Below are 13,614 nucleotides of genomic sequence, written 5' to 3' on the forward strand. Positions count from 1 at the left end.
TCGCTCACCGCGCTGCGCCAGTGGAACATCGCCCACCAGCGGGCCGGCGCCATCAAGTACGGCCAGGCGCTGCTCGACATCTCCGACGAGATGGACCTGCAGGCGGATCGGGCGCGCTACGACGCAGATCGTCGGAAGGACATCCTCCTCGCCGCGACCAACGGGATCGATGCCGCGATGAAGGCCAACCGCCTCGACGCGCTCCTCTTTCCCGGCGTGAGCAGCGCGGGTATCGCCGCCCGACCGGGCTACCCGTCGATCACGGTTCCCTTCGCGCTTCTCCCCGTGACCCCGGCGCCCCCGGCGGCGGCGGCGGCGCGTTCCCCGCGGGCTTCGAGCCCAAGCCGGCCCCGTATGGCGTCACGTTCACCGCCGGAGCCTGTGCCGAGCCGAAGCTGATCGAGCTCGCGTACGCCTTCGAGCAGGCCACGAAGCGGCGCAGGTCGCCGCCGCAGTTCCCGTAGAGAGGCGCGCCTAGTCGCCGCTCAGCGCTAAGTCGGTGCAGCTGCCGGCAGGCGGTGACGCGGGCGGCGTCGCGTGCCCGCCGGCGCGCCGAAAGCGCCCCAGCAACGACGAACGCCAATGCTCCATGATCTCGTACACCGTCGGGATCACGACGAGCGTCAGACGGTCGAGGCGATCCAACCCCGCCGATCACCGCCCGCCCCAGCGGCGCGCGGAAGTCGGCCCTCGCCGATGCCTAACGCCACCGGGATCATCCCGGCAATCAGCGCCAGCGTGGTCATCATGATCGGGCGCAGGCGGATGCCCAGCCTTGATAAAGGGGCGTCGCGCACGCTCAGCCCGCCGTCGCGATGCGCCCACTTGGCAAAGTCGATGAGGAGGATCGCGTTCTTCGCCACCAGCCCCATCAGCATCATCACCCCGATCAGGCTCATCACGTTGAGCGTGTCGCCGGTGAGCAGGAGCGCCAGCACCACCCCAATCAGTGAGAGCGGGCGCGAGAGCAGGATCACCAGCGGCTCGAGGAAGCTCCCGAACTGCACCACGAGGATGAGGTACATCAGCATCACGGCGATGCCGAGCGCGGTGATGATCGCGCTGAACATCTCGTTCTGGCTCTCGACCTGCCCCGCTTCGCTGATGCGGTAGCCGGGCGGGAGTGGGATCGACGTCACCCGGCGCATCACGTCGGCCGCCACGTTCCCCATCGAGGCGCCGAGCACGTTGGCGCCCACCGTCACCACGCGTCGCCGCTGGTAGTGGTCGATGCGCGCCGGGCTCATCCCGCCGTCACGGTGGCCACCTGCGACAGCGGGACGTACGGCAGCGCTCCGTTCGCGCCGGGACGCTGCCCGGTGAGCATGATCGGGAGCTGCGCGACGTCGGCGGCGCGCGAGCGCGCAGCCGGCGCCAGGCGCACGCGCACGTAGCGCGAGATCCCCGACGGATCGACCCACGTCCCCGCGTCGACCCCGGCGAAGGCGAAGCGCAGCGACGTGGCCAGCTGCCCGACGCTCACGCCGAGCGACGACGCGAGTGCCCGGTTCACGCGGATCGCCAGCTCGGGGGTCTGCCCCCGGGTCGAGAGCCCGACGTCGACCGCGCCGGGGACGACGCGCACCGAGTCGGCGACTCGCTCGGCGATCGTGGCAAGCTGCTGCGCATCGGGGCCCTGCACCTCGAGTTGCATCTGCTTCTGGTTGCCGGCCAGGCTGCCGGCATCGTACGTGTAGGCCACCGCCCCCGAGATGCTGGCCACCTCGCGGCGGATCACCTGCCCGAAGTCGAGCTGCGAGATGTCGCGTTTCTGCTTGGAGACCATGCGCACATAGACCGTCGCTTCGTCGACGGCCCCCGAGCCGCTCGAGCTGCCAACGGTTGTGTAGGTATACGCCACCACGCCCGTGTGCGCGCGGATCTGGCGCGCGACTTCCTCGGCCTTGAGTATCGTGTACTCCAGCGACGACCCGGGCGGCGTCTCGATCGAGACGTTCAGCTCGCCGTTGTCCATGACCGGCTGGAAGCCGAAACCTCCAAAGGCCACCTGCAGCCAGAGCGCGAGCACCAGCGTGGTCGTGGCGATGCCGATCATCCACCAGCGGTGGTCGAGCGCCCAGGCGATGATGGTCTCGTAGCGCTCGGCCTGTCGGTCGAACCAGACGTTGAATCGGTCCAGCGCGCGGGCGATCGGGTTGCGACGCTCGTGCGCCTCGAGCTGCGGATCGGGCCAGTAGGCCGACAGCATCGGGTCGAGCGAGAACGAGACGAAGAGCGAGACGAGCACCGCGCTGGCGATCGTCAGGGCGAACGGCTTGAAGAGCTGCCCGGCGATCCCCGGCATGAAGCCGACCGGGACGAAGACCGCCACGATGGAGAAGGTGGTCGCCGCCACCGCGAGCCCGATCTCATCGGTCCCTTCGTGCGATGCCGTCACGTGGTCTTTTCCCATCTCGACGTGTCGCACGATGTTCTCGCGCACGACGATCGCGTCGTCGATGAGGATGCCGATGGCGAGCGACAGCCCCATCAGCGACATCACGTTGAGCGAGAAGCCGAAGAGCAGGAGCGGGGCGAAGGCCGTCAGCACCGACACCGGGAGTGCGAGCCCCGTGATGACCGTCGAGCGCCACGAATTGAGGAAGAGGAAGACTACGAGGACCGTCAGCAGCGCCCCCTCGAACAGCGTCTCCTGCACGTTGCTCACCGAACGGCGCACGCGCGCACCACCATCGCGCACGAACTCGATCGACACCCCGGCGGGGAGCGTGGCCTGCAACTCCGCGACGCGCGCACGCACCGCGTCGCCTACGCCGGTGGTGCTCGCCTCACGCGACTTGATGATGTCGAGCCCGATCGCCGGGACGCCGTTGAACAGCGCGGCCGACGTGGGCTCCGCGGCCCCGGCTTCCACGTCGGCGAGCTGGCCGAGCCTGACGAGTTGCCCCGTACGTTGCGCGACGACGATGTCGGCAAAGTCCGAGGGCGCCCCCAGGCGGCCGTCCAGGCGAATCACGCGGTTCTCGAGCGCCGCATTCACCCGCCCCACGGGGGCGGCGAGATTCTGCGCGCGAATCGTGTTCACCACCTGGTCGATCCCCACCCCGGCCGCGGCCAGGTCGCTCGGGCGCACGTTGATGTTGAGCTGTGCGCTGTCTCCCCCGACGATGGTCACCTGTGCCACGCCAGCGATGGAGCGCAACTCGCCGCCAATCGTCTGGTCGGCCAACTGCGTGAGCTGCGGTGTGGAAAGCGTCCGCGACGTGAGGGCGAGCGACACGATGGGCAGCTGCGTCGGATCGAACCGGTTCATCACCGGCTCGAGGATCTCCTGCGGGAGCTGCGGACGCACCGCCGACATCGCGTCGCGCACGTCCTGCATCGCCTGGTCGATGTCCTTGGAGAAGACGAACTGCACCACGACCTGTCCAAAGCCGTCGGTCGACGTGGAGTTCATCCGGTCGACACCGCTGATGGATGACAGCTTGTCCTCGATGCGTGTGACCACCTCGCGCTCGACCACATCGGGGGCGGCGCCGGGGTAGGGCACGGCGACGAAGACGACGGGCGGCGTCAGCTCCGGAAACTCGTCGGTGCCGAGCCGAAAGAGCGACGCCAGGCCGAAGACCACGAGGGCGATCATCGACACGACGGTGATGATCGGTCGCTTGATCGCGAAATCGGAGATGTACACAGGGCAGACGAGGAAGAGGCGAGTGCGGACCGTCCCCGATACGATACCGCCCGGACCCCGCTCGAACCACACGCCATCCCTCGTCTTCTGGTCTTCTGGTCTTCCAAAGCGCTCGCCATATTCGCGCGACCAGTCTGGAGACCCGATGCGCACCACCGGCGGCGAAGTCCTTGCACGGATTCTCAAGATCGAAGGGGTCGACGTCGTCTTCGGCATCATCGACGGCACCTACTTCGGCTTCTACTCGGCGCTCCACCGTTTAGGCATCCGCCTCATCACGCCGCGCCATGAAGCCAGCGCCGCGCACGCGGCCGCGGCCTACGCGCGCCTGACGGGGCGCCTCGGCGTCTGCATGGCCAGCAACGGCCCCGGCGTCGCCAACATCCTCCCCGGCCTCGTGGTCGAACAGGCCGAGGGGAATCGCGTCCTCTGTATCACCAGCGCGCGACGCACCGGTGCGATGTATCCGCTGCGCACCGGGACCTATCAGGGGTTCGATCAGCAGGCGGTCGTTGGGTCGTTCGCCAAGTTCAGTCGCGCCGTCCCGTCGTTCGACCGCATCCCCGAGTTGATGCGCGCCGCCCTGCGGGCCTGCTGGGACGGTCGCCCGGGCGTCGTGCACCTGGACGTCCCCGAGAACCTGATGAACGGCGAGGTCAAGGCGGTCGTCCCGACCTGGCAGCCGTCGCAGTATCGGCGCACCACGCCGCTCGCCCCCGACGCGCGCGACGTCGAGCGCGCCGCCGACCTCCTGCTGCGCGCCGAGCTTCCGCTCATCCACGCGGGGAGCGGGGTGATCCACGCGCAGGCACACGAGGCGTTGCGAACGGTTGCCGAACTGCTCGAGGCGCCGGTCACCACCAGCTGGGCGGCGCGCGGCGTCTTCGACGAGGAATCGCCACTCGCCCTCCCGATGACGCACGTCAAGCTCAACACGCTGGCGCGCAACGACGCCGACACGGTGCTCATCGTTGGCTCCCGCGTGGGAGAGACCGACTGGTGGGGCAAGGCGCCCTATTGGCGACTCCCGAGCGAACAGAAGACGATCCAGGTTGACGTGGACGAGGCGATCATCGGCGCCAACAAGCCGGCCGATGTGGCGATCGTTGCCGACGCCGGGGTCTTCCTCCCCGCGCTCCGTGCTCGGCTCGAGGCGCGCCGCGGCGAGATGTCGATGACGAAGCGTCGAGCGGCGCTGGCCAGATACCGGGAGCACGTCCGCCGCTACGAGGCCAAGCTCGCCCGCGCGTTAGGCAACACCCGCGCTCCCGTGCACTCGGCGCACGCGCCGGCGCTGGTGCGCGAACTCTTTCCCGCCGGGAGTCCCCTCGTCGCCGATGGTGGCAATACGGCCGTGTGGAGCATGTTCTATACGCGCGCCCACGCCCCGGCCCGCATGCTCAGCACCATGAAGATGGGGATGCTCGGTGCCGGGATGGGGCAGGCGGTGGGGGCGGCGGTGGCTGTCCCCGACCATCCGGTGGCCTGCCTCATCGGCGATGGGGCGGCGGGGATGCACCCGCAGGAGATCGAGACCGCCGTCAGGCACAAGCTGCGCATCGTGTGGCTGGTGCTGTGCGACAAGCAGTGGGGGATGGTGAAGATGACGCAGTCCATCGCCCTCCGCCCGGTCAAGATGCTGCTGAAGAAGCGGCTCGACGCCGACGAGAACATCTGGACCGACGTCGGCGAGATCGACTTTGCCAAGCTGGCCGAGTCGATGGGGGCGGCGGGAACACGGGTGAATGAGCCGGCGGCCCTGCGCCAGGCCATTGTGCAGGCCCTCGCGCACGACGGGCCGACGGTGATCCACGTCGACGTCGACCCGACCGTGCACATGTGGGCCCCTGGGCTCATCCACTTCAAGGCGATGCACCAGGAGCCCAAGGGGACGTGACCGACGTCGACGCGGTCCGCCTCAACTTCAGCGCCAGCACGTTGCACCTGCTCAATGCGATCCTCGGGATCGTGATGTTCGGCGTCGCGCTGGACATGAAGGGGGACGACGTCCGGCGCGTCGTGACCAACCCCCGCCCGGTGTTGATCGGGCTGCTCGGGCACTATCTCGTCTTCCCGGCCGTCACCTTCCTCCTCGTGACGACCCTTCGCCCGGCGCCAAGCATTGCGCTGGGGATGATGCTGGTGGCCAGTTGTCCGGCAGGGAACATCTCGAACTTCCTCGTGCACCTGGCGGGAGGCAACACCGCGCTCTCGGTGAGCATCAGCTCGGCCTCGACCGTCCTGTCGGTCGTGCTCACGCCCCTGGTGCTGCGCGCCTGGGGAACGATGTACGCGCCGACGCGCACCCTCCTGCGCGATGTCGCCGTCGACCCCGTGGAGATGTTCGTCACGATCTTCCTCCTCCTGGGGCTCCCGCTCGCGGCCGGGCTGTTCACCGCGCGCCGGTGGCCCACGCTGGCCGATCGGCTGCGCCGACCGCTCAAACGCCTCTCGATCGCCGTCTTCGCACTCTTCCTGGTCGCGGCGCTCGCCGGCAACTGGCAGTACTTCGTCACCTACGTGCGCCGCGTCGTCCTTGCCGTGTTCCTGCATAACGCGACGGCGCTCGCCGCCGGCTACTGGACGGCGGCGCTCCTCGGCCTCGGGGAGCGCGACCGCCGCGCGGTGAGCTTCGAGGTCGGGATCCAGAACTCGGGGCTGGGGCTCATCCTCATCTTCGCCTTCTTCGGCGGCCTCGGCGGGATGGCGATCGTCGCCGCATGGTGGGGAATCTGGCACGTCATCGCCGGCATGTCGCTGGCGACGTGGTGGTCGCGGCGCCCGGTCGCGCCAGCCGCGGGCGAGTCAGCTGGATGAGCGCCGCACGCACATGAGCGCCAACGTCCTCGTCACCGGCTCGTCAGGCTACATCGGGCGCTTGCTCGTCGAGGCACTCGCGACACGCGGCGCCGAGGGGCGCATGGGTCGCGTCGTCGCCGCCGACGTGCGCGAACCCGAGCGACTCCCCGCCAGCGTGACCTTCGTGCGTCACGACGTGCGCGACGACGGACTGGCCGACGTGCTGCGCCACCACGACGTGACCTGCGTCGTGCACCTCGCATCGATCGTCACGCCCCCCAAGGGGAGCACGCGCGCCGTCGAGTACGCGGTCGACGTCCAGGGGAGCCGGCGTGTCCTCGACGCCTGTATTGCCGCAAACGTACGGCGCCTCGTCGTCACGTCGAGCGGGGCGGCCTACGGCTATCATGCCGACAATCCTGCGTGGCTGGCCGAGGATGCCCCGCTGCGCGGCAACGAATCGTTTGCCTACAGCTGGCACAAGCGCCTGGTCGAGGAGATGCTCGCCGACTGTCGCGTGCGTCACCCGTCGCTCGAGCAGGTGATCTTTCGCGTCGGGACGATCCTCGGCGCCACGGTGCACAACCAGATCACCGCCCTGTTCGAGCGCACACGCCTCCTCGCCATCCGCGGGTCGGATTCGCCGTTCGTCTTCATCCACGACGCCGACGTCGTCGCCTGTCTCGTGCGCGCCGTCGACGCGCCGGTCACCGGGATCTTCAACGTCGCGGGCGATGGCGCGCTCAGCATCCGCGAGATCGCGGCCCTGCTCGGGAAGCCGGTCCTCACGCTCCCGGCGTGGCTGCTGCAGGGGGCGCTCGCGGTCGCGCGCCCACTCGGGCTCACTCGTTACGGACCCGAGCAGGTCGACTTCCTCCGGTACCGCCCGGTGCTCGACAACGCGCGGCTCAAGCGCGAGTTCGGCTACGTGCCGGCGCTCACGTCGCGCGAGGCGTTCGACCGATGGCGGGAGAGGGGGCGGGCCGACACCGGTCGCTGACCCGGTCTTCCGGCATCGAAGGGTGACATGGGCGCGCGCCGCCTATCGCGGCGCAGCCAGCGCGCTCTCCAGGACGTCACGCAGCTGCGCCACCTCGAACGGCTTCTCGAGGAAGAGCCACGGGCGCCCCGGGAGCACCAGGTCACGCGTGAGCCCGGCCGTGTTGCCCGACATGAGAATGATCGGGAGCGATGGGAGGAGCGCCCGGACGCGGCGCGCGAGCTCGGGCCCGTCCAGCGATGGCATGCGCACGTCGGTCAGTAGTACGTCGAAATCGTCCGGCCCAGCGGCCAGCTGTCGTAGCGCTTCGAGGCCGCTCGCGCACGGGGTGACCTGCCAGTCGAGCCGCGTGAGCTGACGCGCGATGATCGCGAGCACCGTGGCGTCGTCGTCGACCACGATGGCGCGGCGCGCGGGGCGCAGCGGCGCCAACGCGGTCGCCGATCCACGTCCCCTGCGCCCCTCGCGTCCACGCGGAGAGACGTCGCGGACGATCAGCTCGACGTAGCGGCCGTTTCCCGGCAGCTCGACGCGCGCACCCGTGATGGCCAGGTCTCGCCCCGAGTCGCGCACGTACGCGCGCAGCAGCTGGTCGCTCGCGCTGCGAAGGTAGGGCGCATCGGCCGGCGTTCCATCGTACCGCAACAGCACCGACGGGAATGCCCCGCCGGCCCGGAGCGGGTGCGGCGCCAGGCATCGCTCGGCCGCCGGGTTCGCATGTCGGACCGTCCCGTCGTCCTCCATGAGGACGATTCCGTCAGGTGCACGCTCGATGAGGACCGCGAGGCGCGCCGCCAGCGTCTGTGCCTGCTGCGTCAGCTCCAGCATCGCGCGCCGCGCCACGATCACGAGCATCGTTGCCCCGATGCACGCGAACTCGGTCATGATCACGCCGCCAATCGACGTGCCGCCCACCTCCCCCGCTGTGACCGCGCGCCACGGAACCGACGCGGGGATGGCCACGAGGTAGATCGCGGCAGTGATCACGGCATCGCGCGTCCCCAACAGGAGGCACGCGCCAACGACGACGTTGGGGAGAAAGACCATCGCCGGGTCGAAGGGGGCTGGGCCGAGGAACATGTCCAGCACCGTATCGAGTACCGCCGCGACGAGGATGACTCGCGTCCCCGACGTGTGGCGGCCGGCGCGCATGAGGGCGAGCGCCACGATGCAGGCGATCGCACCGACGACGTTCGTCACGCCCAGCGGGACGAAGGCACGATGCTGCAGTCCCTGCACGAAACCGATCGAGAGGACGTACGTCGCAAGACAGACCCAGGCGGCGATCGGGCCGATCGTTACCGCGAGCCGAGGAGCATCCGGTGCGACGAGGATCGGCGAGTCGCTTGCCGGAGCAAAAACGGGTGCACGCACTGCGGGAGGGGGAAGGGAAGAGGAAGGGCGAGCAAACCTGAGGACGGTCGCTTGAGGCAGCAAGGGGCGCAGAACGGGGGCACCGAAGATCACGGCACCTGCACGCTGGATCGTCGTCCCTTCCTCTGCCGCGATGCGGATGATCGGCGAGCCGGTCAGGTGATTCCCGATGGCGGAATGCGGACCAAGACATGCAGGATATCGCTCCCGCCCGCGGTACCGCGACGACTCGCCGGCTGGCTTCTCTCACCTCGGAAGTCCCCCGTGAAGACCGTGCTCCTTCGCCTGCTCGCCCTCATCGGGGCACTCGCCGCCGCGGTCGCGGTCTTCGTGACGGCCGCCAGGCTGGAACTGGGCTTCTGGCCGCTCGCGCTCCTGGCGCTCGTCGCCTTTGCGGGCGCCGGCTTCGGGCTCCTGCGCGCAACCGGGGGAGACCGGGCGGAGGCGTTGCGTTGGCTGCTGGGAGCCTCACTTGCCTACGCCATCGCGGCGCAGCTGTTGGTGGGACGGCGACCGGCCCGTACGCTGGTCGAGCCGACGCCATCGACCGAGACGAAATACTGGAGCCTTCCCGGCGGGGGACGCATCGCCTACGAGCTGGTGCAACCCAAGAACGACTCGCAGCGCCCGCCGGTTGTCGTCCTGCACGATGGCCCGGGGATGCCCGCGCTCCCCTTTCTCCATGCCCTCGGCAAGCGTCCGTACGACTTTCTCGTCGACGAGGGGTATCGCGTCTACTACTACGACCAGTTCGGGAGTGGACTGTCGGGACGTCTCGACCTCGCAAACGAGGCGCCGTACACCGTGGCGCGACACGTCGCCGACCTCGAGGCCATTCGGCGATCGCTCGGCGTGCCGACGATGATTCTCGCGGGAACCGGGTGGGGGGCGACGCTCGCCGTGCAGTATCTCCTGGAACATGCCGATCGCGTTGAGCGGATGATCCTCGAGTCGCCCGCGGCGATCTGGGCGCCGGCGTGGCCGGAGACGATCAACCCGGCAGCGCGTGCGAGGATCACCGACGTGCAGGCCTCGGCCATGGCCGCGCTCGAGCGACCGCCCATGCGCCTGGTCATCGGGCGCATGATGGCAGACTTCAGTCCGCGCTCGGCCCATCGCTGGATTCAGGATTGGGAAGGGGACCAGTGGTGGACGCGAAAGACCGAGGAGTCTATTCGCCTTGGCCAACCCAACCTCACCTGCAAGAGCGAGCCGGGTGAGGGGATTCCTCCCCCGTCCGGCCTTGGCTTCTTCGCCAACAGCTACACGCTCGCCGACGCCGTCTCGCTCCCGGACCCGCGACCCGCGCTCAAGATGCTCCGGAAGGAGTCGCTCATCATTCGCGGGACGTGTGACTACATCGACTGGCCGGTGTCGGCCGAGTACCTGAAGGCGATGAACGGAGCGCACTACGTGGCGATTCCCGCCGCCGGGCATTTCATCTTCCTCGAGCAGCCGATGATGTTCGCGGAGGTCGTGCGCGCCTTCCTCAAGGGGGAGACGCTCCCGCTGGAGGCCTACGCCCCGGCGAGCGGAGCGCGTTAGGCGGTTCGCGGTGCGGCGATCGGGGCGCGGCCGTGCGGGGGGCGTGGCTCGACTGCGAGGGAGTGATACCCCACATTCGAACGGCGCCGTGTCGGCGGCGGCCTCGTCGCCACCGGGACTCCGGACGCAATAGCCCGCTGCACGTCGTTGATTACCGGGCGGAACCCGCGCCGGAACCTCAGCTGAACGAGGAGGTCATGCCCCATCGCATCGCTCCCCCCGGGCCTCGCGCCACGTGTTGCGCGTCGCCGGCGCGCTCTGCATCGCCGCCCCTGCGGCACTCGGCGCGCAGGGCGTGGAAGGCCCGCGGGTGCAACGTCCGCGCGCCCGCGACGTCGGCGTCGTGGTCGGCGACTTTCCGCCGGGGCCGCACAACGCCATCACCGATGTGGCCGGTGTGCGCGTGGGGCACGCCACCGTCATCGCCGGCGATTCCATCAACACCGGCGTCACGGCGATCATCCCCGCCGCGGGAAGTCTCTACGCCAGTCCCGTTCCCGCGTGGATCCACGTCGGCAACGGCTACGGCAAGCTCCTCGGCGAAACGCAGGTCCGCGAGTTCGGCGAGATCGAGACGCCGATCCTCCTCACGTGCACCCTGTGCGTCTGGACCGCGGGCAAGGCGTTGGTCGACTGGGTGCCGGCGCAACCCGGCGAGGGAGAGCACACCGTCAATCCCGTCGTCGGGGAGACCAACGACGCGTACCTGTCCGACATGTGGCTCGATCCGGTGCGCCCCGCCCACGTGCAGCAGGCGCTCGCTGCCGCGTCGGGCGGTCCGGTCGCCGAGGGAAGCGTGGGGGCGGGCGCCGGTACCAGCGCCCTGGGGTTCAAGGGGGGGATCGGGACCAGCTCACGACGCATTCCCGCCGCGCTCGGCGGCTACACCGTCGGGGTCCTGGTGCAATCCAACTTTGGCGGGATCCTCGTCGTACGCCGCCAACAGCTCGGGTGACTACGTCATCGCCTTCTCCACCGCGAGTTCGGTTCGGCGCGTCCGCGCCGGGCGCTCGACGCTGCGCCCTGAATACGTGCGCAACGCCAACATGTCGCCCCTGTTCGAGGCGGTGGTGGAAGCCACGGAGGAGGCCGCGCTCAACTCGCTGTTTCGCGCGACCACGGTGACCGGTCGCGGGCGCACGGTCCACGCACTTCCCGTCGACTCGGCGGTGGCTATCCTTCGCCGGTACAACGCACTGCACTGGGATCGCACACGGCGGCCGGGGCGTGGCGTTTCCGCTCCGTCACGTCGACCTAACGAGTAAAGGGAGTGTTGCTGGCGCCCCCGCGTGCTGTCCCGACGTGCCCCTGCCTCTGGATTGGCACAAACCGCACCTTGGCTTCGTACAGTGGCGGTGCCCATGGCTGATCTGGAGATCGAACGAGAATTCCCCGGCCTCGTGAACGCCCTGGCCGGGGACTACACCATCGTCCGCGAGCTGGGGCGCGGCGGGATGGGGGTCGTCTTCCTCGCGCGCGACGACCGCCTCGACCGCCCGGTCGCCCTCAAGGTCCTCCCCCCGGCGCTCGCCTCCGACCCCACGGTCCGCGAGCGATTCCTGCGCGAGGTGGGCCCTCGCCTACGCGCACGCCCGCGGCGTCGTCCATCGCGACGTGAAGCCCGACAACCTCCTGCTCGAACGCGGGACCGATCGGTTGGTCGTCACCGACTTCGGGATCGCACAGGCGCCGGAGGCGTCGCGCCTCACGCAGACCGGGCACGTCGCGGGCTCCGGTCCAGCTTCATGAGTCCCGAGCAGGGGCGGGCGATGCGCTCGACGGGGCGCAGCGACCTCTATTCGTTGGGCACCGTCGGCTTCCCTCCTGCTCAGCGGGCGGCTCCCGTTCGACCATCAGCAGTCGGCGGCAATCCTGGTGCAGCGCGCCACGCGCGACGCCCGTCACTGCGCAGTGTGGCTCCCTACGGTAGCCGCGCCGATCGCGAAGGTCATCGATCGCTGCTCGAGCGAGATCCCAGCGCGCGCCCGCCGACCGGCGAGGCGCTGGCCGAGCTGCTCGTGCGGGCGCTGCAGGACGTCGCCACCAGCGATGCGGCATCCCGTCGCAACCGGTGCTCACCGAGAGCGAAGCCAACCTCGTCTGGCGGCGCGCCGCGCAGCTGCAAGCCGAGGCGGCGTCGCGGCTCGAGTCGCACGCGCGCGAGCAGGTGGCGCTGGCCCGCACCGACGGGCGCGATGGCGCCGGGCGCGAGCCGTCCGGCGGCTTCCGCGTCACGGCCGTGCAGGCGGCCGCCGAAGAAGCCGGAATCTCTCGGCAGTTTGTCTCACTCGCCCTCGCCGAGCTGCGGGCCGACACCGGGGCAGGGCAGGGGATGGTGGCGCGGTCCGCCGAACCGTCGGCGATCGTGCGTGCTACGCTGGGTCGCACGCCGCGGACCATCTCCATTTCGCGCGTCTTCGACCATTCGCCGCGTCGCGTGCTGGCCGCCATGGGGATGGCGCTGCAGCGCCTCCCGGCAGGGCTGCGCCTGCGCGGGACGATCGGCGGCCCGCGTTGCATGGTGGGGTGCTCGTCTTCGACATCCAGGGGATGGAGGCACACCGCTTCAGGGACGGGGTGGCGTACGGCAACTACCTGTGGTCGTGGACGCGCTACCAGAGTGGGTCAAGACGCTGCGTGCGCAGCTCGCGCCAGTCGGCGGTGACTCGTCGCTGTGAAGTGACGCTCACCAGGCCTCCCCGAGGGCGCGCCGGCGCCCTGTGGGAATCGTTCGGCTTCGGGGCCGGGGGCGGGTTGACTGGGGCCATGGCGGGAGCGCTCCTCGCCAAGAAGGCGATCCTCGTGGCGCTCTTCGGGCTGCCGACGGCGCTCCCCCTCCTCGCTGGCGGGGCGGCGCTCGGCGCGCTCGGCAATCGCCTGCTCTACCAGTACGCGATCCGTCAGTCGCGCGAGGAATGCGCAAGGCGCTCGATGAGATTCGGGCTCCGAGTTCACGCGGGCGCAGACGTTCGGCGATCCTTCGGCGACCCGGCGAAACCGCCGGCTACGCGGTGGGCACGCCGCGCGCCAGCGGCGCCTATCGCGCGGTTTCGCCACGGGCAGTGCGCGTAGCGCTTGCAGCGCGCACCACGCGCGCAGGCTGGGGCGGCGCGTGAACCCACCGATTACTCACTTCCCTGTCCGCTCGCCGGACGCATAGGTTGCCTCGGGTGCGCCGCCGGGCGAGAATACGTGGCAGCACCCGTCATGTATCGTTTGCCGTTCGACTTCCTTCGCATAC

At 69.7% G+C, this 13,614-nt stretch carries 9 protein-coding genes and 2 pseudogenes; 9 read left to right on the plus strand and 2 right to left on the minus strand.

The features are described from left to right. On the plus strand, nt 1-399 hold a 399-nt coding region (locus IPN47_19740), incomplete at its 5' end, for a hypothetical protein (GenBank protein MBK9410233.1). Between the two features lie 75 nt (nt 400-474). Here the strand turns inward: IPN47_19740 and IPN47_19745 are convergent. Next, a pseudogene (locus IPN47_19745) lies at nt 475-3,655 on the minus strand (efflux RND transporter permease subunit). A 145-nt stretch (nt 3,656-3,800) separates the two neighbouring features. Between IPN47_19745 and IPN47_19750 the strand changes: the two are divergent. From IPN47_19750 to IPN47_19760, 3 genes are read left to right on the plus strand one after another with little or no spacing between them, the layout of a single operon-like run. After that, nucleotides 3,801-5,552, plus strand: coding sequence for a thiamine pyrophosphate-binding protein (locus IPN47_19750; GenBank protein ID MBK9410234.1), 1,752 nt, complete (start codon nt 3,801-3,803; stop codon nt 5,550-5,552). Beyond that, nucleotides 5,549-6,472 (plus strand): bile acid:sodium symporter family protein, encoded by a 924-nt coding sequence (locus tag IPN47_19755; GenBank protein ID MBK9410235.1) that lies wholly within the window; start codon nt 5,549-5,551, stop codon nt 6,470-6,472. The genes IPN47_19750 and IPN47_19755 overlap by 4 nt, the downstream gene beginning before the upstream one ends. Before the next feature lie 13 nt (nt 6,473-6,485). Then, on the plus strand, nt 6,486-7,454 hold the full coding sequence (locus IPN47_19760) for an SDR family oxidoreductase (GenBank protein ID MBK9410236.1): 969 nt from the start codon (nt 6,486-6,488) through the stop codon (nt 7,452-7,454). A 42-nt stretch (nt 7,455-7,496) separates the two neighbouring features. Here IPN47_19760 and IPN47_19765 read toward each other — a convergent pair whose 3' ends face one another. Next, entirely contained in the window at nt 7,497-8,828 is a 1,332-nt protein-coding gene (locus IPN47_19765) for a response regulator (protein MBK9410237.1), read from the minus strand. A 264-nt stretch (nt 8,829-9,092) separates the two neighbouring features. On the opposite strand from IPN47_19765, the gene IPN47_19770 reads away from it, so the two are divergent. From IPN47_19770 to IPN47_19790, 5 genes and pseudogenes are all read left to right on the plus strand, one after another. Next, nucleotides 9,093-10,373: an alpha/beta fold hydrolase gene (locus IPN47_19770; GenBank protein ID MBK9410238.1), complete on the plus strand. Its 1,281-nt coding sequence runs from the start codon at nt 9,093-9,095 to the stop codon at nt 10,371-10,373. Between the two features lie 343 nt (nt 10,374-10,716). Next, nucleotides 10,717-11,638, plus strand: a pseudogene (locus tag IPN47_19775) (P1 family peptidase). 349 nt (nt 11,639-11,987) lie between these two features. Beyond that, on the plus strand, nt 11,988-12,122 hold the full coding sequence (locus tag IPN47_19780; GenBank protein MBK9410239.1) for a hypothetical protein: 135 nt from the start codon (nt 11,988-11,990) through the stop codon (nt 12,120-12,122). A gap of 322 nt (nt 12,123-12,444) precedes the next feature. Beyond that, nucleotides 12,445-13,038 (plus strand): hypothetical protein, encoded by a 594-nt coding sequence (locus tag IPN47_19785; GenBank protein ID MBK9410240.1) that lies wholly within the window; start codon nt 12,445-12,447, stop codon nt 13,036-13,038. After that, nucleotides 13,035-13,445 (plus strand): hypothetical protein, encoded by a 411-nt coding sequence (locus IPN47_19790; GenBank protein ID MBK9410241.1) that lies wholly within the window; start codon nt 13,035-13,037, stop codon nt 13,443-13,445. The genes IPN47_19785 and IPN47_19790 overlap by 4 nt, the downstream gene beginning before the upstream one ends. The last annotated feature ends 169 nt before the right edge of the window (nt 13,446-13,614 follow it).

Source organism: Gemmatimonadota bacterium, assembly GCA_016719105.1.
Taxonomy (GTDB): Bacteria; Gemmatimonadota; Gemmatimonadetes; order Gemmatimonadales; family Gemmatimonadaceae; genus SCN-70-22.

Coding starts and splice junctions, on each gene's coding strand:
- IPN47_19760 (MBK9410236.1), top strand. CDS start 6,486: ATGAGCGCCAACGTCCTCGTCACCGGCTCGTCAGGCTACATCGGGCGC.
- IPN47_19750 (MBK9410234.1), top strand. CDS start 3,801: ATGCGCACCACCGGCGGCGAAGTCCTTGCACGGATTCTCAAGATCGAA.